The organism is Demequina sediminis, assembly GCF_030296675.1.
In the GTDB taxonomy this organism is placed as follows: Bacteria; Actinomycetota; Actinomycetes; order Actinomycetales; family Demequinaceae; genus Demequina; species Demequina sediminis.
The window spans coordinates 584,029-605,463 of sequence record NZ_AP027736.1; the positions used below are offsets into that span (position 1 = coordinate 584,029).

Annotated in this window: 20 protein-coding genes and 3 pseudogenes; 17 read left to right on the forward strand and 6 right to left on the reverse strand. The window is 69.2% G+C overall.

What is annotated here, in order from left to right; translation table 11 throughout:
• Positions 1–235: 235 nt before the first annotated feature.
• The gene (locus tag QUE44_RS03020) at positions 236–2,029 is read right to left on the reverse strand and encodes an AMP-dependent synthetase/ligase (RefSeq protein ID WP_286215789.1); all 1,794 of its coding nucleotides are present in this window, start codon (positions 2,027–2,029) and stop codon (positions 236–238) included.
• A gap of 84 nt (positions 2,030–2,113) precedes the next feature.
• On the opposite strand from QUE44_RS03020, the gene QUE44_RS03025 reads away from it, so the two are divergent.
• From QUE44_RS03025 to QUE44_RS03040, 4 genes and pseudogenes are all read left to right on the forward strand, one after another.
• Positions 2,114–3,076 (forward strand): ROK family glucokinase, encoded by a 963-nt coding sequence (locus tag QUE44_RS03025; RefSeq protein WP_286215790.1) that lies wholly within the window; start codon positions 2,114–2,116, stop codon positions 3,074–3,076.
• A gap of 7 nt (positions 3,077–3,083) precedes the next feature.
• A complete protein-coding gene (locus QUE44_RS03030; RefSeq protein ID WP_286215791.1) occupies positions 3,084–3,797 on the forward strand; it encodes a lysophospholipid acyltransferase family protein in 714 nt (237 codons plus the stop codon).
• Positions 3,798–3,880: 83 nt separating this feature from the next.
• Positions 3,881–5,079, forward strand: a pseudogene (locus QUE44_RS03035) (pyrophosphate--fructose-6-phosphate 1-phosphotransferase).
• A 5-nt stretch (positions 5,080–5,084) separates the two neighbouring features.
• Positions 5,085–6,454: pseudogene (locus tag QUE44_RS03040) on the forward strand (class II 3-deoxy-7-phosphoheptulonate synthase).
• A 94-nt stretch (positions 6,455–6,548) separates the two neighbouring features.
• Here the strand turns inward: QUE44_RS03040 and QUE44_RS03045 are convergent.
• The 3 genes and pseudogenes from QUE44_RS03045 to QUE44_RS03055 all read right to left on the reverse strand — a co-directional run bounded on the left by QUE44_RS03045 (position 6,549) and on the right by QUE44_RS03055 (position 9,905).
• Complete coding sequence (locus QUE44_RS03045; RefSeq protein ID WP_350226918.1) at positions 6,549–7,661, reverse strand: Stk1 family PASTA domain-containing Ser/Thr kinase; 1,113 nt, start codon at positions 7,659–7,661, stop codon at positions 6,549–6,551.
• A gap of 93 nt (positions 7,662–7,754) precedes the next feature.
• Positions 7,755–8,512: pseudogene (locus QUE44_RS13925) on the reverse strand (protein kinase domain-containing protein); the annotation flags it as partial.
• Between the two features lie 130 nt (positions 8,513–8,642).
• Entirely contained in the window at positions 8,643–9,905 is a 1,263-nt protein-coding gene (locus tag QUE44_RS03055; RefSeq protein WP_286215794.1) for a LysM peptidoglycan-binding domain-containing protein, read from the reverse strand.
• A 150-nt stretch (positions 9,906–10,055) separates the two neighbouring features.
• On the opposite strand from QUE44_RS03055, the gene QUE44_RS03060 reads away from it, so the two are divergent.
• The gene (locus tag QUE44_RS03060; protein WP_286215795.1) at positions 10,056–10,406 is read left to right on the forward strand and encodes an Rv2175c family DNA-binding protein; all 351 of its coding nucleotides are present in this window, start codon (positions 10,056–10,058) and stop codon (positions 10,404–10,406) included.
• Positions 10,407–10,421: 15 nt separating this feature from the next.
• Here the strand turns inward: QUE44_RS03060 and QUE44_RS03065 are convergent, their stop codons facing one another.
• A complete protein-coding gene (locus QUE44_RS03065) occupies positions 10,422–11,471 on the reverse strand; it encodes a polyprenyl synthetase family protein (protein ID WP_286215797.1) in 1,050 nt (349 codons plus the stop codon).
• Positions 11,472–11,592: 121 nt separating this feature from the next.
• Here QUE44_RS03065 and QUE44_RS03070 point away from each other — a divergent pair, with 121 nt between their 5' ends.
• The 10 genes from QUE44_RS03070 to QUE44_RS03110 all read left to right on the forward strand — a co-directional run bounded on the left by QUE44_RS03070 (position 11,593) and on the right by QUE44_RS03110 (position 19,998).
• Positions 11,593–12,579, forward strand: coding sequence for a DUF4192 family protein (locus QUE44_RS03070; RefSeq protein ID WP_286215798.1), 987 nt, complete (start codon positions 11,593–11,595; stop codon positions 12,577–12,579).
• 214 nt (positions 12,580–12,793) lie between these two features.
• A complete protein-coding gene (locus QUE44_RS03075) occupies positions 12,794–14,143 on the forward strand; it encodes an RNA polymerase sigma factor (protein WP_286215799.1) in 1,350 nt (449 codons plus the stop codon).
• Positions 14,144–14,256: 113 nt separating this feature from the next.
• Entirely contained in the window at positions 14,257–14,721 is a 465-nt protein-coding gene (locus QUE44_RS03080) for a tyrosine-type recombinase/integrase (protein ID WP_286215800.1), read from the forward strand.
• Positions 14,603–15,151: a tyrosine-type recombinase/integrase gene (locus QUE44_RS13930; RefSeq protein ID WP_350226881.1), complete on the forward strand. Its 549-nt coding sequence runs from the start codon at positions 14,603–14,605 to the stop codon at positions 15,149–15,151. Before QUE44_RS03080 ends, QUE44_RS13930 begins: the two co-directional genes overlap by 119 nt.
• A gap of 1,064 nt (positions 15,152–16,215) precedes the next feature.
• Positions 16,216–17,232, forward strand: a complete 1,017-nt coding sequence (locus QUE44_RS03085) for a DUF3631 domain-containing protein (RefSeq protein ID WP_286215801.1) — start codon at positions 16,216–16,218, stop codon at positions 17,230–17,232.
• A 686-nt stretch (positions 17,233–17,918) separates the two neighbouring features.
• Positions 17,919–18,116 (forward strand): hypothetical protein, encoded by a 198-nt coding sequence (locus QUE44_RS03090; RefSeq protein ID WP_286215803.1) that lies wholly within the window; start codon positions 17,919–17,921, stop codon positions 18,114–18,116.
• A gap of 49 nt (positions 18,117–18,165) precedes the next feature.
• Positions 18,166–18,921 carry a hypothetical protein gene (locus tag QUE44_RS03095; protein WP_286215804.1) on the forward strand — a complete coding sequence of 252 codons (756 nt, stop codon included), beginning with the start codon at positions 18,166–18,168 and terminating at the stop codon, positions 18,919–18,921.
• Between the two features lie 191 nt (positions 18,922–19,112).
• Entirely contained in the window at positions 19,113–19,502 is a 390-nt protein-coding gene (locus QUE44_RS03100; protein ID WP_286215805.1) for a hypothetical protein, read from the forward strand.
• Positions 19,503–19,543: 41 nt separating this feature from the next.
• Positions 19,544–19,738 (forward strand): hypothetical protein, encoded by a 195-nt coding sequence (locus QUE44_RS03105; RefSeq protein ID WP_286215806.1) that lies wholly within the window; start codon positions 19,544–19,546, stop codon positions 19,736–19,738.
• On the forward strand, positions 19,738–19,998 hold the full coding sequence (locus QUE44_RS03110) for a hypothetical protein (RefSeq protein WP_286215807.1): 261 nt from the start codon (positions 19,738–19,740) through the stop codon (positions 19,996–19,998). The genes QUE44_RS03105 and QUE44_RS03110 overlap by 1 nt, the downstream gene beginning before the upstream one ends.
• Here the strand turns inward: QUE44_RS03110 and QUE44_RS03115 are convergent.
• Positions 19,995–20,393: a hypothetical protein gene (locus QUE44_RS03115; protein ID WP_286215808.1), complete on the reverse strand. Its 399-nt coding sequence runs from the start codon at positions 20,391–20,393 to the stop codon at positions 19,995–19,997. The two genes, QUE44_RS03110 and QUE44_RS03115, sit on opposite strands and share 4 nt — an antisense overlap.
• Before the next feature lie 77 nt (positions 20,394–20,470).
• Here QUE44_RS03115 and QUE44_RS03120 point away from each other — a divergent pair, with 77 nt between their 5' ends.
• Positions 20,471–20,677: a hypothetical protein gene (locus tag QUE44_RS03120; protein ID WP_286215809.1), complete on the forward strand. Its 207-nt coding sequence runs from the start codon at positions 20,471–20,473 to the stop codon at positions 20,675–20,677.
• A gap of 126 nt (positions 20,678–20,803) precedes the next feature.
• Positions 20,804–21,433: a hypothetical protein gene (locus QUE44_RS03125; protein WP_286215810.1), complete on the forward strand. Its 630-nt coding sequence runs from the start codon at positions 20,804–20,806 to the stop codon at positions 21,431–21,433.
• Positions 21,434–21,435: the final 2 nt, after the last annotated feature.

Here is a 21,435-nt window from a genome sequence, read left to right on the forward strand (position 1 = left end):
CAGCCATGCTGATCGACTGTGGAACGTGCGAGATGCGCGGACGCGAGTGCGGGGACTGTGTGGTGTCGTTTCTCACGATCGAGGTGCGGCCGAGCGACCGGTCGAGCGTCGAGCTTGATGCCGACCAGTCGAGCGCGCTGTCTGCCTTGGCGGAGGGAGGGCTCGTTCCTCCTCTGCGTCTGGTGCAGCCACCGCGCGCGAGCTGACCTGAGACGCACGGACCGGGGAAGCGCTCCTACTGAGCGCCCTCGGTGTAGAGCGCCTCGACGTCATCCGCGAAGTCACGGAGCACCTGACCGCGCTTGAGCTTGAGCGAGGGCGTGAGGTAGCCGTTGTCGACGGTGAAGTCGTCGGCGAGGATCTCCCAGCGCCGGATCGACTCGGCGCGCGACACCGCGCGGTTGGCGCGCGCGACCGCCTTCTCGAGGTGCTCGCGCACCACGGGGTGCGCGGCCGCCTCTGCCACGGTCATCGCCGGCAGGCCCTTGCCCGACAACCAGGCAGGAAGCGCCTCGGCATCGAGCGTGAGCAGAGCGCCGATGAACGGCTTGCCGTCTCCCACGACGACGCACTGGCTGATGAGCGCATAACTACGGAGCCGGTCCTCGAGCACCGCAGGAGCGACGTTCTTGCCGCCGGCGGTGACGATGATCTCCTTCTTGCGGCCCGTGATGTACAGGTAGCCCTCGTCGTCCTGGTGGCCGATGTCTCCGGTGTGGAACCACCCGTCGACGATCGCCTCCGCCGTGGCCTCGGCGTTGTGGTGATAGCCGGCGAACAGCATGTCGCCGCGCATGAGGATCTCGCCGTCGTCGGCGATCCGCACCTCGAAGCCGGGCAGGGCTGCGCCCACCGAGCCGATCTTCGACAGGCGGGTGCGGTTGACGTGCGACGCGGCCGTCACCTCGGTCAGCCCGTATCCCTCAAGGACCTGGAGTCCCAGTCCGTTGTAGAAGTGGCCGAGTCGCTCACCGAGCGGCGCCGACCCCGAGATCGCGTGGCGCGCACGGCCGCCCAGCACCTCGCGAATCTTGGACAGCACGAGCCGGTCGGCGACCGCGTGGCGCGCCTTGAGCGCGAGGGAGGGCCCGGTGGGAGTCGCGAGCGCGCGCGAGAAGTCGATCGACTGCTTCGCTGCCCACCGGAAGATCTTCACCTTGCCGCCCGCGGCGGCCTTCTGCTCGGCGGAGTTGTAGACCTTTTCGAAGACCCGCGGCACCGCGAGGATGAGCGTGGGCTTGAAGGACGCGAAGTACGGCACCAGCTTCTTGGCGTCGGGGCAGTACCCGATCACGGTCCCCGAGGCCAGTAGCGCGACCTCCACCAGCCGCGCAAGCGAGTGCGCGAGCGTGAGGAACAGCACCGTGCTCGCGCCCTCCCCGAAGAGCACGTCGTGGAGCTCGTCCTGAATGCCGTAGGTGTGTCGCACGAAGTTGAAGTGCGTGAGCGTCACGCCCTTGGGGCGGCCGGTGGTGCCCGACGTGTAGATGATGGTGGCCGGGCTGTCCAGCGTCGCGAGCGCCGCCCGCTGCTCGACCACGGAGTCGGGGATGCCCACGCCGGCGTCCCTGAGGTCGTCCAGCGCGCCCTCGTCGATCACGAGGATGTCGCGCACCGGGCTCTCGGAATCGCCCGCGACCGTGCGCGCCAGCTCGGCATGCGCCGCAGTCTCGACCACGAGCAGAGAGATCTCGGCGTCGGAGGTGATCCAGTCGATCTGCGCGCTCGACGAGGTGTCGTAGATCGGCACCGGCAGCGCCCCGACCGTCCAGATCGCGACGTCGAGGATGCTCCACTCGATGCGCGTGCGGGCCATGAGCCCCACGCTCTGACCCGGCTCGACGCCGCGCGCGATGAGGCCCTTGGCGACCGCGGTGACCCGCGCCTGGGCCTCGGCTCCCGTGACGTCGTGCCACCGGTCCTCGGAGTCGGCGTAGCGCATGACCACCGCGTCGGCGTGGCGGCGCCACGACTCGGCGATGAGTGCTGCGATGTTCGGCGCGTAGTCCGCGCGCGCGGGCTGGCTCATGAGGCGTGACTCCAGTGACAGTAGGTGGGACCCTCACAAGATAGCCTTGACGAAGTCCCAGGGAAGTGGAAGGCGACACACAGCATGCATGCAATCGGCGTAGACATCGGCGGCACCAAGATCGCGGTCGGTGTGGTGGACGAGGACGGCAGGATCGTCGCGAAGACCAAGCGCAAGACCAAGCCGCAGGACCCGGCGGGCATCGATGCCGCAATCGCCGATGCCGTGGCCGAGCTCGCGGTCGATCACGAGTTTCACTCGGTGGGCCTCGCGGCCGCCGGCTTCGTGTCCTCCGACCAGGAGCACGTCCTGTTCGCTCCCAACATCGCGTGGCGCGACTATCCGCTCGCGGCCAACGTGCGCGCGCTGCTGGGTCGCGATGATGTCGCGGTGGTCGTGGAAAACGATGCGAACGCGGCCGGGTGGGCGGAATTCGCCTTCGGCGCCGCGCGCGACGTGCAGCACATGGTGCTGCTCACGATCGGCACCGGTCTGGGTGCGGCGATGGTGGTCGACGGCAAGCTCGTGCGCGGCGCGTACGGCTTCGCCGCCGAGCTCGGCCACCTGCGCGTGGTGCCCGGCGGGCACTCGTGCGGCTGCGGACTGCGCGGCTGCTGGGAGCAGTACGCGTCGGGTTCCGCGCTGACGCGCGAGGCGCGCCGCGCCGCTATCGAGCGTCCCGTGCGTGCCGCCGCGCTCCTCGAGCTCGCCGGCGGCGACCCGTCCGCGATCACCGGCCCGCAGGTGACCCAGGTCGCCGTCGCGGGCGACGACCTCGGCATCGAGCTGCTCGCGGAGCTCGGGCGTTGGATCGGCGAGGGCTGTGCCTCGCTCGCCGCGGCGCTCGACCCCGAGCTCTTCGTGATCGGCGGCGGCGTCATCGCGGCCGGCGACCTCCTGCTTGGCTCGGCACGCCACGCCTTCGAGGAGAACCTGCCCGCGCGTGGACACCGTCCGATCGTGCCGATCGTGCCCGCGCAGATGGGCAATGACGCGGGAATCGTGGGTGCGGCCGACCTCGCACGCATCGCCTCCGCCCGCCGGTGAGGAACACATGAGCGACACGTACTACCGACTCTTTAAGCACGTCCTGCTCGGCCCGCCGCTCAAGGCGATCTATAAGCCGTGGGTCGAGGGTGCGGAGAACGTTCCCGAGACGGGAGGCGCGATCCTCGCGTCGAACCATCTGTCGTTCTCCGACTCGGTGTGGCTTCCGCTCGTCATCTCGCGCAAGGTGGTCTTCCTGGGCAAGGAGGAGTACTTCACCGGCAAGGGGCCCAAGGGCTTCGCGACGCGCGCCTTCATGGAGGGCGTGGGCACGATTCCGGTCCACCGCGGAGGCGGGCGCGCGTCCGAGGCCGCGCTGCGGACAGGGCTTCAGGTGCTGCAGGGCGGCGAGCTGCTGGGGATCTACCCCGAGGGCACGCGCAGCCCCGATGGCCGCCTCTATCGTGGCAAGTCCGGCGCGGCGCGACTCGCGATCGAGTCGGGCGCTCCCGTCATTCCCGTCGCCATGATCGACACGCACATCGCCCAGCCGATCGGCCAGAAGGTGCCGTCGCGCCACCCGATCGGCGCCCGCATCGGCGCCCCGATCAGCCTCGCGGAGTTCCAGGGACGCCAGTCCGACCGTGCCGCCCTGCGCGAGGCAACGGACCGCATCATGCAGGCGATCAGGGAGCTGTCGGGCCAGGAGTATGTCGACCGCGACGCCGCCATCGTCAAGCGCGAGCTTGCCAAGCAGGCCCGCGAGGAGGCGGGGGAGTAGGTCCCCCGTCCCGGTCTCGCGCGCGTGTGCGCGCACCTAGAATGAGCCAAGAAATCCGCACGTTACCCATCGAAAGGTTCGTCATGTCGGTTCGCCGTGTTGCCCTTCTGACCGCGGGTGGCTTCGCCCCTGCCTGTCGTCCGCCGTGGGCGGCCTCATCGAGCGCTACACCGAGATCGCTCCCGAGGTCGAGATCATCGCGTATGAGCACGGCTACTGGGGCCTGCTGCTCGGCAAGAAGATCGTCATCGACGACGAGGTGCGCGCAAAGGCCGGACTGCTCCACGAGTTCGGCGGCTCGCCGATCGGCAACTCGCGCGTCAAGCTCACCAACGTGGCGGACTGCGTCAAGCGCGGACTGGTCCAGGAGGGTCAGGACCCGCTGCAGGTGGCCGCCGACCAGCTCAAGGCCGACGGCGTCGACGTGCTCCACACGATCGGCGGCGACGACACCAACACCACCGCAGCCGACCTCGCGGCGTACCTCGCCCAGCACGACTACGGACTGACCGTCGTGGGACTGCCCAAGACGATCGACAACGACGTGGTGCCTATCCGCCAGTCGCTCGGCGCATGGACCGCGGCCGAGGAGGCCGCCGGATTCGCCCGCAACATCATCGGCGAGCACCGCTCGGGACCGCGCATGCTGATCGTGCACGAGGTCATGGGCCGCGCGTGCGGCTGGCTCACCGCGGCCGCCGCGATGAAGTACCGCGAGGACCTCGAGACCCGTGAGTTCCTGCCCGGAATCGGCCTCAGCAAGGAGCGCTGGGACATCCACGCCGTCTACGTGCCCGAGGCGAAGATCGACCTCGACGCCGAGGCCGCACGCCTGCGGACCGTCATGGACGAGATCGGCAACGTCAACATCTTCCTGTCCGAGGGCGCCGGCGTGCCCGAGATCATCGCGGAGATGGAGGCCTCCGGCCAGGAGGTGCGCCGCGACCCGTTCGGTCACGTGCGTCTCGACGAGATCAACCCGGGCCAGTGGTTCGCGAAGCAGTTCGCCGAGCGCCTGGGTGCCGAGAAGGTCATGGTCCAGAAGTCGGGCTACTACTCGCGTGCCGCGGCGGCCAACGCCGAGGACCTGCGCCTCATCAAGTCGATGACGGACTACGCGGTCGAGTGCGCGCTGCGCGGCGAGGCCGGCGTGATCGGTCACGACGAGGAGGACGGCGACCGCCTCAAGGCGATCGCCTTCCCCCGCATCGCGGGCCACAAGCCGTTCGACACGACCACCGACTGGTACGTCGACACGCTCGCGGCGATCGGACAGGCCTAATCACCATGACAGAGGCTGCCCTGACGGCGGCGGGTGTGGATTCGTACCTCTCCAAGGAGGCGAAGCAGCAGCCGCAGTGGCCCGACGCCGCTGCGCTGCGCCGCACGACCGACCGTCTCACGCAGGTCCCCCTCTGGTGTTCGCTGGCGAGGCGGACCGGCTGCGCGAGCAGCTCGCCGCCGCGTCGCGCGGCGAGGCCTTTGTGCTCCAGGGCGGCGACTGTGCCGAGATCTTTGCGGAGGCCACGGCCGACCGCATCCGCAACAAGATCAAGACCATCCTGCAGATGGCCGTGATCCTCACGTATGGCGCGTCGACTCCGGTCGTCAAGATCGGCCGCATGGCCGGTCAGTACGCGAAGCCGCGCTCGGCCGACACCGAGACGATCGGGGGCGTCACGCTGCCGGTCTACCGCGGTGACATCGTCAACTCGTCGGCCTTCACGCCCGAGTCGCGCATCCCCAACCCCGAGAGGCTGCTCGACGCGTACCACGTGTCCGCGTCGACGCTCAATCTCATCCGCGCCTTCACCCAGGGTGGATTCGCGGACCTGCGCCGCGTCCACCAGTGGAACAAGGGCTTCTCCGCGAATCCCGCGTACGCAAAGTACGAGCAGTTCGCGAAGGAGATCGACCGCGCGGTGCGCTTCATGGCGGCGGCGGGAGGGGACTTCGACGCGCTCAAGACGGTCGAGCTGTTCTCGAGCCACGAGGCGCTGCTGCTCGACTACGAGCGTGCGCTGACGCGCATCGACTCGCGATCGGGCCTCCCGTACGACTGCTCGGCCCACTTCCTGTGGATCGGGGAGCGCACGCGTCAGCTCGACGGCGCCCATGTCGAGTTCCTGTCGAAGGTGCACAACCCGCTCGCGGTGAAACTCGGCCCCACGGCGACGTCGGGCGACGCGATCGCGCTCGCCGAGCGTCTCAACCCCGACAACATCGCCGGCCGCCTCACGTTCGTGGCGCGGATGGGCGCGGGCAAGGTGCGCGACGCGCTGCCGTCGATCGTCGAGGGCGTGCGTGACGCCGGTCTCGCGGTGACGTGGCTCACGGACCCGATGCACGGCAACACGTACACGTCGGAATCGGGCTACAAGACGCGCAACTTCGACACGATTCTCGACGAGGTCACGGGCTTCTTCGAGGTGCATGAGGCGCTGGGCACCGTGCCGGGCGGCCTCCACGTCGAGCTCACCGGTGACGACGTCACCGAGGTCATCGGCGGCACCGAGAAGATCGACGACGAGGGCCTCGCGCGGCGCTACGAGACCAAGGTCGACCCGCGACTCAACCACCAGCAGTCGCTGGAGATGGCGTTCCTCGTGGCGGACCTGCTCAAGAAGCACCGTCCCGAGCGCGAAGAGATCTTCTAACCCCAGCATCGTCCCTCATGCCCCGTCCCGGTTCGCCGGGGCGGGGCATTGGCGTCCTCTCCCGCGCCGGCAGGAGAGGGGACGATGCCGTGCGTCAGTTGTAGACGAGGACGATCGAGGTGTTCTTCTCGACCTCGGCGCCAGGCACCAGCGACTGGTCGACGATCGAGTTGGGGGAACTCCACGGCCACTTCGAGTACAGCTCGACCTTGAGGCCGTCGTCCTTCGCGGCCCGCTCGGCCTCCTCGACGCCCAGACCCACGTAGTCCGAGACGGTGACGAGCGGCGGGCCCTCGGAGACCGTGATGGTGATCGCATCGGTGCGCCGGCCGTCAGCGCCCGCCTCGGGGCTCTGGAGGTAGACCTCGCCCTTGGGGGCGTCATCGGTGCGGGCGCGCTCGATCGACACGTCAAGCGCATAGCGACCGAGTTCCGCGACCGCATCGGCCTCGGACATGCCCCTGACGTCGGGGAAGGTGATGGGCTCCGGCCCACCGGAGACCTCGAGCGCGACGGGGGTGTCGTGGCGCACGGTCTCTCCCGCGGCGGGGGTCATCGAGATGACCTGACCCGCGGGGATGGTGTCGGAGTAGGTCTCGGTGATCTCGCCGAGGGGGAAGCCGAGCTCGGCGAGCGTGCTCTCGGCCTCGTCGCGCATCGCATCGACCACGTTCGGAACCTCGCTCATGCGCGGTCCCTCGGACACCGTCACCACGACAGTGCCGCCGTTCTCGATGCGTCCCTGGGCGCCGGGATCCGTGCTGATGACGATCCCCTCCGGGATCTCGTCGTCGTTCGTGTACTCGACGCTCGGGATCAGTCCCGCGCCGTCGAGCACCGTCAGCGCGTCTGCTTCCTTCTCGCCCACCACGGTGGGAACGGTCGTGTAGGCGCCGGGGCCGATCGAGTTGTACCACCACAGGCCGCCGCCGCCGAGCGCGAGGACGGCGATGAGCACCGCGGCGATCCACCAGCCCGCGCGGCGGTCGGTGCGCTGCGGCTCCTTGGCCTCGGGGTCGTCCTCGGGGATCTCCTCGAGCTGCTGGCCCACTGCGGGGAAGGGATGGCCGAGCCCGATCGGCAGCGCCACGGTCGAGCCGGCCGCGGGCGCGTCGAGCACCGCGGTGGCATCGGGATCCACGCGCGTGGGGTGGGCCCCGCTCGGAGGGTCGGCACGGCGATCCAGGGTCGGGTCGTCGAGCACCATCCTGGTCTGGCGCACGAGCTGCAGGGCGGCCGCAGCATCGGCGGGCCTGGCATCGGGGTCACGCGCGGTGAGCGACTCGACGAGCGCGTCGATCTCGGGAGGCAGCCACGGCACTACGGTCGACGGCGCGGGAATGTCCTCGTGGACGTGCTTGGTCGCGACCTGCATCGCCGTCGCGCCGGTGTGCGGTTGACGTCCGGTGACCATCTCGTAGAGCAGGACGCCCGCCGCGTACACGTCGGTGCGCGCGTCGGAGTGGCCGTTGCTGATGAGCTCGGGGCCCAGGTACGCGACCGTCCCGAGGATCGTGCCTGACGTGCTCGCGGTCACCTCGGTGACGGCGCGCGCGAGCCCGAAGTCGGCAACCCTGGGGCGCCCCTCGGGGTCGATGAGCACGTTCTCCGGCTTCACGTCCTGGTGGACCAGGCCCTGGCGGTGCGCGGAGGCCAGCGCGTCGAGCACGTGGTCGAGCGTCGTGAGCGCCTCGCCGAGCGAGAGTGTCCCTCGTGGGTCATGCGCTCGCGCAGGTTCTCGCCCTCGACGTACTCCATCGTGAGGTACGAAACGTCGGCGTCCACTCCCTGGTCGTACACGCGGACGATGCCGGGGTGGGTGAGTCGCGCCGCGGCTTTGGCCTCGCGCCGGAACCGCGCGACGATCTCGCGCGAGTTCGGATCAATCTCGAGGTGGGGGTGCATCACCTTGAGCGCGACGTCGCGCTCAAGCCGCCGGTCGAAGGCGAGATATACGGTCGCCATGCCCCCTGCTGCCACCCGCTCGCGCACCTCGTACCGGCCGTCGATGACGCGGCCGAGGAGGGGATCGGTGAGGGTGCTGGACACGCTGCTCATTGTAGGCGCGGTGTGGTGTTGCTCAGGAGACTCGGTTGCGGCGCGGCGCGGGGATGCTAGGCGAACCGGGCCATGTGGGCGCGCACCGCGGCGACGTAGTCGACGGTGTCGTCGTAGAGGCCGTGGCGCTTCACCGCGGCCGCCCCTGGTAGTAGCCCGCGATCGCGTGGTCGAGGCGGTCGAAGGTGCGCGTGAGCGAGCGGAGGATGAGCACGCCGGCGAGCACGTTGTCCTCGGGGTCGAGCAGGTCGATCGGGCGGCCCGCCATGTCGGAAGCCCACTCGCCCGAGCTCGGGATGACCTGCATCGCGCCGATCGCGTTCGCGGGCGAGACGGCCCGCATGTTGAAGCCCGACTCCTGGTAGGCGATCGCCTGCGCGAGGGCAGGGTCGACGCCATACGCCCGTGCGGTGTCCACAATCAACTGCTGCATCGCCGCCCGGCTGGGCACATCCGTCGCGTTGAGTGCGGCCTTGTTGACGTTGGCCGCCGCGACGACGTCCTTGGGATACGTGCGTCCCAGGAACGTGTCGCCCACGAGGCCGGTGGGAGCCCCGCTCGAGCCGGGGATCGTGAGGCGCTGGCCCACGTGAATGATCGAGGCGTTGGCGAGGGAGTTGGCCTTCGCGATCGCGGCGACAGTGGTGCCGTGTCGCTGGGCGATTGCGGACAGCGTGTCGCCCGAGCGCACGGTGTGGACGGTCGAACTCGTCGCGGTGGTCGAGGTGGTTGAGGCGGTCGAGGCCGTCGAGGCCGCGCGTGCGTCGCGCGCCGCGCCCGCCTCCGGAATCGTGAGCCGCTGGCCGATGTGAATGAGCGAGGCGTTGGCGAGGGAGTTGGCCTTCGCGATCGCGGCGACGGTGCTGCGGTAGCGCTGCGCGATGTCGGACAGCGTGTCGCCGGCAACGACGGTGTGGACGGTCGCCGACTGCGCCGCGTTCGTGCTCGCCGCGGCACCTGCCTCGCCTCCGGGCAGGGTGAGGCGCTGGCCGACGCGAATGATCGACGGGTCCGCGATGCCGTTGGCGCGAGCGATTGCCGCGACGGTGGTGCCGTATCGCAGTGCGATCCCGGACAGCGTCTCTCCCGACGAGACGGTGTGGCTGCCGGGGCGCGCGGCCGTGGACGACTCCTTGGACGGGATGACGACCGTGGTGCCGGCGTAGAGCGTCGCGCGCGAGTCGAGGTTGTTGGCCGCGACGATCGCGTCGACCGTCGATCCGTACCGCTGCGCGAGTCGCGACGCGGTGTCGCCCGGCTCCACGCGGTGCGACTGGTCTGCCTGAGCGGGCACCGCTGCGGCGACGCCGAAGGCGGTGGCGAGCGCGGCGGCCGCCGCGAGGCGTCCCGCGGGTCGGGTCATCCTGGTCGCTGCCGGGGTCATGCGTGGCATGCGCGCCTCCGTGGGGTGTCGGTTCCGAATGGGAGATCGGAAGTGAAGGATGTGACAGATGTGACACAAGTGACGGTATCTCGGCGCGGGCGTGGTGACAAGGGCACGGGCAGTGGCAAGGAGGAAGCCGGCCCTCAGTACCCTGGAGCCATGACTGACGACTCCGCGTGGCTCTCCGTTCCCGACTTCGCCGAACAGCTGGGCACCACGGCCAGCAAGGTGCGCGAAATGGTGCGCGAGGGCGAGTTGCTCTCGGTCCGCCGCGGCGAACGCCAGACCGTGCAGATCCCCGCCGGCTTCATCGTCGACGGAGAGGAGGGTCCCACGGTCCTTCCCACGCTGCGGGGCACCCTCACCTTGCTGCGCGACGCGGGCTTCGGCGACGGCGAGGCCGCGGACTGGCTGATGTCGGACGAGCCCGAGCTGGGCATGTCTCCGCTCGCCGCCTTGCGTGAGGGTCGCCGCGCCCATGTGCGCCGCATCGCTCAGGCGATGCTCTAGCCGAGGGCGGGACCTTTACGCGACGCGGTCGACCGCCGCGTCGACCAGGTCGAGCACGGCCACCGGCCGCGCGAGCGCGTCACGGAGGCCCGTCCGCGCCGCGGCGGCATGAGCCGCGATCTCGGCCTCGACGAACGCATAGGCGCCCGAGGCTTCGATCGCGGTGATCGCCGCCTCGATGTCGCTCGCCGTGGCGTCCGCGCGGCCGAGCACGCTCAGTACGGCCTCGCGCTGCGCATCGTCGCCTCGCGTGGCCGCGTGCCACACGAGCAGGGTGCGCTTGCCCTCGCGCAGGTCGTCGCCGACGGGCTTGCCGGTGACCGCGGGGGATCCCGCAACACCCAGGATGTCGTCGCGGAGCTGGAACGCCACCCCGAGCGGAACCCCCGCCTCCCGCACTGCCGCGACGATGTCGGGGTCGGCTCCCGCCGCGGCGGCACCGAGCGCGAGCGGGAACTCGGCCGTATAGGACGCCGTCTTGGCGCGCATCGTGGCGCGAATGTCGCCCTCGAGGCCCGGCAGGGCGGCGAGCGGTGACACCGCGACACGCATGTCGAGGTGCTGGCCGGCGGTGACCAGCACCGCCATCTCGTCGAAGAGGTCGGCAACCACGTCGCCGACGCGGCGCGCGGCGAGTGTCGCGCCGCGCTGAGCGGCGACGAGCGCGACATCGCCCGAAAGGATCGCGCCGGACCGTCCGTAGGCCGCGGGGTCGCCGTGCCACCCCGCGTCGCGGTGGAGCGCCTCGAAGGCGCGGTGAGCGGAGGGCCGCCCGCGACGGGTGTCCGAGCCGTCGAGGACATCGTCGTGAATGAGGGCCGCCGTCTGGAAGAGCTCGACGGCCGCGGCGAGCTCGATGGCAGCGTCGCGATCCACCCCTCCACACGCCTCGAAGGCCGCGAGCAGGAGCCGCCCGCGGAAGGCCTTGCCGCCCTCGGCCGAGCGGGTGAGGCGATCCGCAATCTCCGCCGCCGCCGGTCCCGCGGGGGCCATCGCCGTCTCCGCCCACGTCAGGGCGCGCGCGACGCGGTCGTTGATCTCGTGTCGGGGGTCCTCAGCCGTCATGGGCCCCAGCGTAGGCGCGAGGCGCCCGCACCGATGCCCCCGGCCCGCACGAGCATCGTGGCTATCCCCAGATGCTGGTGGCGCGAGTGCGTCCTCGGGGACCCGGCGCGACGCTGGGGCCATGACAGTGATCACGAGCCCAGGCGACCTCGTCGCACGCGTCCCCGGATTGCTGGGCTTCGAGCCCCTCGACAGCGTCGTCGTGGTCCTGGTCCGCGTGGGCGGCACGCTGGGCACTCTCATGAGGGTCGACGCCGCGGACCTGTTGTCGGATGGCGCCGAGGAGATCTCGCGCGCGATCGCGACGGAGGCTGTGTGCGACGGCGCGCGCCGTGCCGTGGTGCTCGCGTACACGTCCGATGCCGACGTGGGCCGTCTCGCCGTGGAGCCCGTGCTCGCGGAGCTCGAGGGTGTGGTCGTGGCCGCGGACAGCTGGGTGGTCGCGCACGGACGCTACTTCTGCCCGCACTGCATCGATCCGTTGTGCTGCCCGCCCGGCGGGCGCGCGGTGCCCGCGCCGCGGAGCAGACCCCTCGCGCGCACGGCCGGCTCCGGAGGCGACGCGGGGCGTGCGAGCGCTCAGGTGCGCAAGCTGGCCTCCCGAGCCGCGACGCGGTGGGAGAGGCGACGGCTCGGCGACGAGGGCGCGTGGCGCCGCGCGTCGCTCGACCTGTGGAGGAGCGCGCTCGCGGACGGGGTGGAGGGGCCGGCGCCGCTCGGACGCCTCGCCGCAGGGCTCGCGGACGTGCGGGTGCGCGACGCCGTGCTGTTTCTGCTCATCCCCGGTGCGGAGGACGCCGCACTCGACGCCCTCGACGGGGCCGACACCGTGCGCATCGGCGCGGCACTGGGAGCGCAGATGCGGCCCACGCGCCCGCCCGACGCCGCGCGCACCGCCGGGCTGGAGGCCGTACTTGACGCCCTGCTCGACGTGGCGCCGCGACGCTTGCTCGCGCCGGTCGCGGCGACTCGCGGCGTGATCGCGTGGTGGACGGATCAGGCCGCGGCCGCCGGCGCGTGGTGCGCCATCGCGCTCCAGCACGACCCCGCGTATAGGCTCGCCCTTCTCACCCTCGCGCTCGTGGCAAGCGATTCTCAGGAGCGGTGACGCGAGTCGCGGAACGTTTCCGGCGATGGGGGCGTTACAATCTAATGGATTTGCGCGAGGCGATCAGCGGGCCTCACCATCCACTCCGTGACAGGTCGAGAGGGAAGCCGTGTCGCCAGATCAGCCGGGCACCGCCCACGGCACAGCCGGGGACGGACAGTCGCGTCAGACCCGACGCTCGGCTGGCGCACCTCCCCTCACGTCCGACGCTTCGTTGCCGCATGCTGGCAGCAATACCCAGAAGGAGAAGGCCACGACTACCGCAGCCGCTTCCCAGTCCACCGGCGCCGCGAAGGCGACGCCGAAGCGCGCCGCCAAGGCCAAGTCCGACGCGGTCGAGGAGACCGCAGCCGCGCAGCCGAAGGCCCCGACCCGCAAGGCGGCGCCGCGTGCCGCCGCGAAGACCGCCGCGAAGGCGCCCACGCGCGCCGAGCTCGCCGCCGCCAAGAAGGCCGCCGACGCCGATGCCGACGCCGTCGAGGAGGTCGAGGCCGTCGACGTCGAGGCGGACGTCGAGCCCGACGCCGACCCCGCGACCGCGGGCGACGGTGCCGCCGAGCCCGCCGCCCAGGATGACGACGAGTCCGACACGCGCGGCTTCGTCATCGGGGCCACCGATGACGACGCTCCCGTCCAGCAGGTCATGACCGCAGGCGCCACCGCCGACCCGGTCAAGGACTACCTCAAGCAGATCGGAAAGGTCGCGCTCCTCAACGCCGAGCAGGAGGTCGACCTTGCCAAGCGCATCGAGGCCGGACTGTTCGCGGAGGAGACGCTCGCGTCGGGTGAGAAGCTCGCTCCCAAACTGCGCCGCGAGCTCGAGTGGATCGCCAACGACGGTCGCCACGCCAAGAACCACCTTCTTGAGGCCAACCTGCGCCTGGTCGTGTCGCTCGCCAAGCGCTACACCGGTCGCGGCATGCTCTTCCTCGACCTCATCCAGGAGGGCAACCTGGGCCTGATCCGCGCGGTCGAGAAGTTCGACTACACCAAGGGCTACAAGTTCTCGACGTACGCGACGTGGTGGATCCGCCAGGCCATCACCCGCGCGATGGCCGACCAGGCGCGCACGATTCGCATCCCCGTCCACATGGTCGAGGTCATCAACAAGCTCGCGCGTGTTCAGCGCCAGATGCTGCAGGACCTGGGCCGCGAGCCCACGCCCGAGGAGCTGGCGCGCGAGCTCGACATGACCCCCGAGAAGGTCGTCGAGGTCCAGAAGTACGGCCGCGAGCCCATCTCGCTCCACACGCCGCTTGGCGAGGACGGCGACAGCGAGTTCGGCGACCTCATCGAGGACTCCGAGGCCGTGGTCCCCGCGGACGCCGTGGGCTTCACCCTCCTCCAGGAGGAGCTGAGCAAGGTCATGGACACCCTCAGCGAGCGCGAGGCTGGCGTGGTCGGCATGCGCTTTGGTCTCACCGACGGCCAGCCCAAGACGCTCGACGAGATCGGCCGCGTGTTCGGCGTCACGCGCGAGCGCATCCGCCAGATCGAGTCGAAGACGATGTCCAAGCTGCGCCACCCGTCCCGTTCGCAGGTGCTGCGCGACTACCTGGACTAGCGGTTGTGCATCGGTCCGACTATTCAGCAGGTAAATCGCTGGATTGTCGGGCCGATGTCAGCACCATACACCCGCACAGCGCTTCTAGTCCAGATATTCGATAGACTGGCCTCGTGCCTACTGACATCGAATACAGCGCCCTGCTCGAGTCGTGGGTGCTCGCACTGCGCGCCGAACGCAAGTCGCCGGCGACAATCAAGTCCTATACGGATGGCGTTCGTGGGCTCTTTGCCTGGTGCGATGAACAAGGCGCGGCGCGGGAGCCGACGCGCGCGAGCGTGAACGGGTACATCGCGGCCCTGCTCGACAGTGGGAAGCAACCTGCCACCGCGCGGTCACGCCAACTCGGCATCCGGCGGTTCACTCGATGGCTAGCCGACGAGGGCGAGATTGAGGCGGATCCGCTCGTGGGACTTAAGCCGCCCAAGCTCGACGCGCCCATCGTTGAGCCGCTGAGCGATGCCGAGCTCAAAGCGCTTATTCAGGCGTGCGCTGGCAAGGAGTTCCGCGACATTCGCGACACCGCGATCGTGCGCCTCATGGCTGAGACGGGGATCCGAGCGGGGAGTGCGCCGTGATCGCCCTCGACGATCTGGACCTCATGGCGGGCACTGTAGTTGTCCGGAGAGGCAAGGGGGCAAGGGCCGCGTGGTGCCCATCGGCCCGCAAACAGTCCAGGCACTCGACCGCTACCGTCGACGCCGTGCAGGTCACGCGCTAGCGGGCTTGCCGAGCCTCTGGCTAGGGGAGCGGAAGCGCGGCTTCACCTATGACGCACTTCACAAGGCGCTCGAGGGGCGGGCGAAGGCCGCTGGGATTGCAGGCTTCCACCCCCACAAGTTGCGTCACACGGCCGCCCATCGCTGGCTCGCGGCGGGTGGCTCTGAGGGTGGACTCATGGCGGTGGCCGGATGGACGCGCCCTGACATGCTCCAGCGTTACACGAAGGCGCGTGCTGCCGAACGGGCGGCAGTGGAGTCGCGCTCGCTGAACCTGGGTGACATCTAGGTTGGTGAGCGCTGTGGGTCGCGGTTTGCATAGCGCTCAGTTGTCTGCGAACATGGAAATACAAGAGGTTGAGTTGATGCTCAACCGACCAGAACATCGACGACACCTAGTCCGATGGACCGGAGTTACATCGCGCAATGCGATTGCCGGATAAAGAGGTTCTAGGCCCCCGATGGGACAGCCTTCTGCAAGGCCCGCAATGGGCTACGTAGGAATGCTGGACCGGGGCGGTTGAAGTAGGCGCAAGGCCCAAACACCGAGTTCACAGAACGAGCAAGAGGCTCGTAACTGTGTGCTCGGTGTTCGTGTATCCGAGAGGAATCACGATGGCCTTGCAAGCCGAGCGACGCCTTGCCGCTCAGATCGCCGCCCACGAGTCTTGGGCAACCACTGCCGACCGCTCCCGACGTACGGCGCCCGCGCGTGCCGCTCTTATGCGGAAGTTTGAGGATCAGGTCGATCCGGACCGCTCTCTCAGCCCTGACGAGCGCGCACGACGCGCCGAGCACGCTAGGAAGGCATACTTTGCCCGCTTGGCGCTCAAGTCCGCGAAGGCCCGCGCGGCTCGCCTGATCGTGGCAGAGGGCGACGCTGCCGCGGTCGAGCTCGCCGCACTCGGGAGCGCTGATGCCCGGTGAATCGCGTCCCCCTCGACCCCTCTCGGGGTGCCATCGCCATCAGCGGCATGCTTGCCCGTGGCGAGCGCCTACCTGAGCCGCCTCCCTCCGTGCCGTGCCTCGACTGCGACGCCCCGGCACCCCGCAACACACGCCGATGCGACCGCTGCCTCGATGCGCTACTCGAAGGACTGAAGCGCCGCCAGGAGGCTGCACGGCGATGCATGCCTCTCGAGCACTTCGGTGGTGTCGCGTGAGCGCCGCGTGGCTCGACCTCCCGCCCCGGGCGGTGAGCGTTGACGGAGTTGACGGTTCGGACGGTCTGGGCGGTTCGGACGGGACCCCCTTGACGTTCTGTCGCGAACCGTCCGATGGCTCGCGCGGTACATCCGCACGACATCCGACTACGACATCGAACTACTCGCCCTGTGGGTCCTCCACACTCACGTGGTCGACAAGGTTTACACGACGCCCCGCCTGCTCATCGATTCGCCGATGCCAGGCTCAGGCAAGACCACCGTGCTCGAGCACATCCAGCGCCTTGGATTCCGGCCCATGCAGGCCGCGAGCCTGTCCTCACCCGCATTGCTCGCCAGGGTCATCGATCAGGGTGTGCGGACCATCTGCATTGACGAGTGCGACCGCAACCTCGACCCGAAGCGGGAAGGCGTCGGAGAGCTCGTGGCCGTCATCAACTCGGGATACAAGCGCGGCGCGACACGTCCCGTCCTTGTGCAGGTGCGGGGCAGTGAGTGGGAGGTGTCTGAGATGAGCACGTTCGCGCCTATCGCGATGGCGGGCAATCAGCCCGATCTCCCCGACGACACACGCTCAAGGACACTGCGCGTGTTGCTCATGCCCGATCTTGACGGCACCGTTGAGGAATCCGACTGGGAGCAGATCGAGCCGAATGCCGCGGATCTGAAGGCACTCATCGAGGAATGGGCGGCGAACTACGGCGAGGCCGTTGCGGGCGCATCAGGCGAGTTGCCTGGCGAGGTGAAGGGCCGCGCGCGCGAGCGCTGGAAGCCACTCAAGAAGGTTGCACAGGCGGTTGGCTACGGCTGGCCCGAGAAGGTCGACGAGCTCGCCATGCGGGACCTCGAGCGCGAGTCCCTCGAGCGCGAGGACGGCGCAGTGCGCGACAAGCCCGCCATCGTCGCACTCAAGGACGTCATGACAGTTTGGCCCGAGGGCCGCGAGCACCTGACATCGGAAACCCTGGTCCGCTTCCTGATCGCCGAGAGCCCCGAACAGTGGGGCGCGACAAGTTCCTACGGACGCGCACTCACTCCGCAACGGCTCGGGCGCATGCTCTCGAGCAACTTCGGAATCCACACAGGCAAGACCTCAACCGGCGAGCGCGTCTACTTCCATGCCGCGTTCCTGACGGTGTGGGGCCGCCTCGGAGTGAAACCGCCCAGAGCGTCAACTCCGTCAACTCCGTCAGGGGGCACGGCATGAGCTCCCCGTCAGCCGCCAGTCCCTCGACATTGACCCACCAGTGCGCACCGATTGCGCCGCGACCGAAGGAGATCCGCTCGTGACGAAGAACAGGGATAGCGGGCCGAACTGGCCCACGAAGGCGCGTCGTGAGCTTAGGCGTCGACGTCGCAAGGGTGCTGCAACGCAGCCGGGACGATCCTTCGCGGAAGGCCTGGCACGTGACCTTATCGCGCTACAGGTCAGCCGCGGGATGCTCACCAAGCCGCCGACCCGCCCACTGGACAAGGTGAGTGCAGTCCACATCCGGGAGACGCACGGCCTGTTCGGCACGGCGCGCGTGGCAACACATGGCGGCAATGTCCGTGTCGCGTGGCGTCCCTCGGGGTGGTCGTGCACGGCGTGTGGGCCGCAGAGCATCCCCGGCTGCCCACACACCAAGGCTGTCGCTCGCACGCCTGCATGGCGAGCAGTCAGCGCGGGAGAGCAGGCGCCCGCATGATGCCCGCCGCCACCCGGATCCGGACCAGCGGGCGTGACCTGGTTGCGTTCGTAACCATCCCCGGCGAAGACGAAGTGCGTGTGCGGTGGACCCCGCCGGCGAACTTTCGATGCGACATCCACGGCCCCTCACCAGTCGCCGACTGCCCACACGCGGCAGCGGTGCGCAACTCACCCCAATACCTCTACGACACGGAGCCCCACGAATGACCGACCAACTCACCAGGGCCGACCTCGACGGCATGACACCCGAGCAGATCACCGACGCGCTCGACGCCGGACGCCTCGCGGTCACCCTCGGGCAGTACGCGCCCGACGAGGCCCCCTCATCGACCGTGCCCGACACGGAGCGATCACCCGCGCCGACATTGCAGACCTGGCCCGACTGGGCCGACACGACCTGATCGCGGCAGCCGTCGACGATCGCCGCATCACCACCAAGGAGAACTGACCATGGCCGAAACCACCCGCCGCAGCCTCAAGCACTTCCAGCGTGACCACCGCGTGTCCGAGCCTCGCCTCATCGCAGGCACCTCGGGACTGCCTCCCCGCGAGCTGTACCTCGACCACCCCGACGCCCTGGCACGCCACGACGCCTACACGGCCACCCTCGAGCGCATGGCACAGCGAGGCCGCGAACGTGCCGCCCTGCGCGCTAAGGCCGAGAATGCAGCCGCCGAGTATCGGGCCGCACGACACGCAGCCGCCGACGCTGGCGAGGACCCTGGCAAGGTCGTCGACAAGTCCCCGAAGATCGTCGAGCAGATCGCACAGGTGCAGGCCGCCTACGACGACGACGCACGCCAGCTCGAGCGTCAGGGTCGAGCCCTCGCCGCCGCCATGCAGGACGTCGCCATTCCCGTGGCCCTCGCATCCGAGAACCTGGCACGCGAGGCCGTCACCCGTGCCCGCGATGCCTACGAAGCCCTGACACTCGCCGAGGCCGACTACCGCGAGCATGCAGGAACCGCGCTCACCATGCGCCGCCTCGCCCTGTACGGCGGCACCATCCCGAACCTGCGCACCGCAGGCAAGGGACTACCGGGCTTCGCTGTCGCAGCAGTCGACTTCGACGCCGCCGCAGCACTGCCCGACCAGATCGCCACCGAGGCCCACGCCGTCGAGGCATGGCGCACCGAGCAGGAGCAGGCCCGAGTAGCCAACACCACCGGAGCGCGAGTGCGTGCCGAGGACTTCACCACCGCGTGAGCCACGCCGCGCGCTCGTGTCAACAACGGCGCGAGCGCGCGGCCCCGCCACGAAGGCAAAGGCTCAGGTAAAGGAGCCGTCAAGGGGTGGGGACAGGCCCGTCGAGCCCTTCCCGTGCTTGACCGCCGGAGAGGAGGGAAGAGTTGGCAACGGTAAATGATGCTCAGTTTTCGCCACCGAAAGGTAAAGGAATGACCGACGTAGAGACCCCTGATGGCCTCGGTTCGCGGGGTGCGAGGTTCTGGACCGCGACCCTCGAGGCGTATGAGCTGTCCGACTCAGAGACGCCACTGTTGCTTGAGGCGTGCAGGACCCTCGACAACCTCGACGCGCTCGCCCAGGCTGTCGCCGACCACGGCGCCATGACCGTAGGAAGCATGGGACAGCCCGTCGTGAACCCTGCACTCACCGAGGCGCGAGGCCAGCGGATCGTGTTGCACCGGCTACTCGCAGCGCTGGCACTCCCTGATGAGGATGGCGAAGCAATCCCCACTGGCGCACAGCAGCGCGGCAAGGCGTCAGCGGCGAAGCGCTGGGCTGGACACACGTCCGAGCGTGCCCTCAAGGCGGTGGGGAAATAATGGCCCGCGCACGCCGCACCACGACCCCCACAGCCGACGACATGCCTGCCAGCCTGCGTGAGTACCACCCGGGCGACTGGCCCCCGCCTCTCGAGCGCGTCGAGCCGATGGCCGCTACTTGGGGTCGTGCCCGCATGGCCGCCATCGTGTCCCGGTCGCTGTGGAGTGCCGCACGACGCGCGTGGCTTCACTCGCGTGGACTGCGCACCGTTCGCGACCTCGAGGGTGGTGCGTGATGGCCCGCGTTCGCCGTGCAGCATTCGACCCCACAGGGCTTCCTCCCGAGGTCGCCGCTGGCCCCACGCATCCGGCATGGGGCGGCACGGGTGATCCCGACGACCATGGCGCGCGCTCGAGGTGGCAAGACGCGGGCCGCGAATGGTCCCGCGCCGCACTGGGCAACCTCAACGGCTGGATGACGCTTCTCCCGCGCGACGTCCGCCTCGAGCAGTCTGCGCGTGGACGTGCGAGGCGCATGGGAGCGCTCGAGGACTAGTAGCAGCTCGCGAGCTGCATCCATTCGTCGATGTACCCCATCAGGTCGGCGTTGTTGTGCCCCGTGCGATCCATCGTGATGCCGTTGTTTGCATCTGCGGTGTCGAACTCGGCTTGCAGCCCCGCGCAGTCGGCGTCAGCGCCCATCGCGTCGATGCGCTCCCGCACACTTGTGTCGTAGTCCTCCCACGGCACGTCAGCCGAGGGCGCGGTGGGCTCGGGGTCAGCAATACCCGTCTCGACCGTGGCGGGCGTCGTATTGGCCGTGGTCGACTGCGGATCGCTTCCGCCCGTGATCGCGTCCGTGAACCACCAGATGCCTGCCACGAACAGCCCGATGATCAGGAATCCCGGCAGGCACCCGATCCGCGTTTGTCGACGTGAAGACCTTGCCATCATTGCCCCCTCAGATGCGTTGGTTCACACCATATGCCCACGCCCCTCCTGTCAGCCGTCGCCGCGACCATTCGGTCATGCCAGGTGAACAACTACTCCTGTACGCCGCCGCTCGAGCCGGCCGCACCGCGATCCTCGAGACCGCATCGGGCCGCATCGTCGCATGGGTCGAGGTACTGCCCGACGGGATGCTCCGGGCGCGCCGTCGGTCCTGGAGGTCCGATCCTGTCGAGACGGTGCCGCAAGCGATCAGGGCCGCCGCCGTGATGCCGCAGTGGGGTTGAGTGCTCAAACGCAGACCCCAGGGATCCCGCGTGTTCGCAATGACGTTGGTCCGGAGTAACCTGCACTGCATGGCTGGGGGAACGGCGAAATCTGACTACATTCGGCGTACGCGTCGAGTTGCCACCGTGACGAAGTGGTCTGCCGTCTCGGTCGGGCTGTTGGCGATCGTCGCCACAGGCTTGCTCTGGTGGGCATCTGTGTCGGCGCGGGAGACGCTCAGCGGTGCCGATGCCGATTTGTTCCTGGCGAGTGCGAGCTCGATCGCAGCCGGTCAGGCCGATGCCGAAGCCAAGGCGGCTCTCACGGAGGCGAAGAGCGCAGCCGATACCGCGACTGCCCAACTGAAGGCCGCACAGTCGCGCGCAGATCAGGCGTACTGGGACTGGTATATGGGCTGCGAGAGATGTGTGGCCGACTACAACTACGCCAGCTCTCTAGTGGAATCTGCCGCAACTGCCAGCGACGCTGCGAACGCCGACTATCGGAGCACAACCTCGGACGCCGAAGTGACGAGCGCAAGACTCGCAGAATCCCTGGCAGGCGAAGTGACCGCGCGCGCAGCACAGGCGAGCGCCTCCGACGAAGCGGAGGTGTTCTCTGCTCTGGCCATATGGGCTTCCGGCGCCACCGTAGCCCTACTGATCCTCGGCGCCATCGCCGTGCTAGTCACCTCAACGATGGCGCTGCGCGCGCGCGCAACGTTCGAGGGCTCGGAAGACGGGGAGACAGGCGTACTCGGCTCGTCCCCTACGTGAGG

What these genes read in the sequence shown, in the direction of transcription:
- QUE44_RS03065 (WP_286215797.1), bottom strand. Translation starts at nt 11,471, where the DNA reads ATGACGGCTGAGGACCCCCGACACGAGATCAACGACCGCGTCGCGCGC.
- QUE44_RS03095 (WP_286215804.1), top strand. Translation starts at nt 18,166, where the DNA reads ATGGCCGAAACCACCCGCCGCAGCCTCAAGCACTTCCAGCGTGACCAC.
- QUE44_RS03055 (WP_286215794.1), bottom strand. Translation starts at nt 9,905, where the DNA reads ATGCCACGCATGACCCCGGCAGCGACCAGGATGACCCGACCCGCGGGA.
- QUE44_RS03110 (WP_286215807.1), top strand. Translation starts at nt 19,738, where the DNA reads ATGGCCCGCGTTCGCCGTGCAGCATTCGACCCCACAGGGCTTCCTCCC.
- QUE44_RS03030 (WP_286215791.1), top strand. Translation starts at nt 3,084, where the DNA reads ATGAGCGACACGTACTACCGACTCTTTAAGCACGTCCTGCTCGGCCCG.
- QUE44_RS03120 (WP_286215809.1), top strand. Translation starts at nt 20,471, where the DNA reads ATGCCAGGTGAACAACTACTCCTGTACGCCGCCGCTCGAGCCGGCCGC.
- QUE44_RS03090 (WP_286215803.1), top strand. Translation starts at nt 17,919, where the DNA reads ATGACCGACCAACTCACCAGGGCCGACCTCGACGGCATGACACCCGAG.
- QUE44_RS03045 (WP_350226918.1), bottom strand. Translation starts at nt 7,661, where the DNA reads ATGGTGCTCGACGACCCGACCCTGGATCGCCGTGCCGACCCTCCGAGC.
- QUE44_RS03100 (WP_286215805.1), top strand. Translation starts at nt 19,113, where the DNA reads ATGACCGACGTAGAGACCCCTGATGGCCTCGGTTCGCGGGGTGCGAGG.
- QUE44_RS03020 (WP_286215789.1), bottom strand. Translation starts at nt 2,029, where the DNA reads ATGAGCCAGCCCGCGCGCGCGGACTACGCGCCGAACATCGCAGCACTC.
- QUE44_RS03105 (WP_286215806.1), top strand. Translation starts at nt 19,544, where the DNA reads ATGCCTGCCAGCCTGCGTGAGTACCACCCGGGCGACTGGCCCCCGCCT.
- QUE44_RS03025 (WP_286215790.1), top strand. Translation starts at nt 2,114, where the DNA reads ATGCATGCAATCGGCGTAGACATCGGCGGCACCAAGATCGCGGTCGGT.
- QUE44_RS13930 (WP_350226881.1), top strand. Translation starts at nt 14,603, where the DNA reads ATGCCGAGCTCAAAGCGCTTATTCAGGCGTGCGCTGGCAAGGAGTTCC.
- QUE44_RS03070 (WP_286215798.1), top strand. Translation starts at nt 11,593, where the DNA reads ATGACAGTGATCACGAGCCCAGGCGACCTCGTCGCACGCGTCCCCGGA.
- QUE44_RS03115 (WP_286215808.1), bottom strand. Translation starts at nt 20,393, where the DNA reads ATGGCAAGGTCTTCACGTCGACAAACGCGGATCGGGTGCCTGCCGGGA.
- QUE44_RS03060 (WP_286215795.1), top strand. Translation starts at nt 10,056, where the DNA reads ATGACTGACGACTCCGCGTGGCTCTCCGTTCCCGACTTCGCCGAACAG.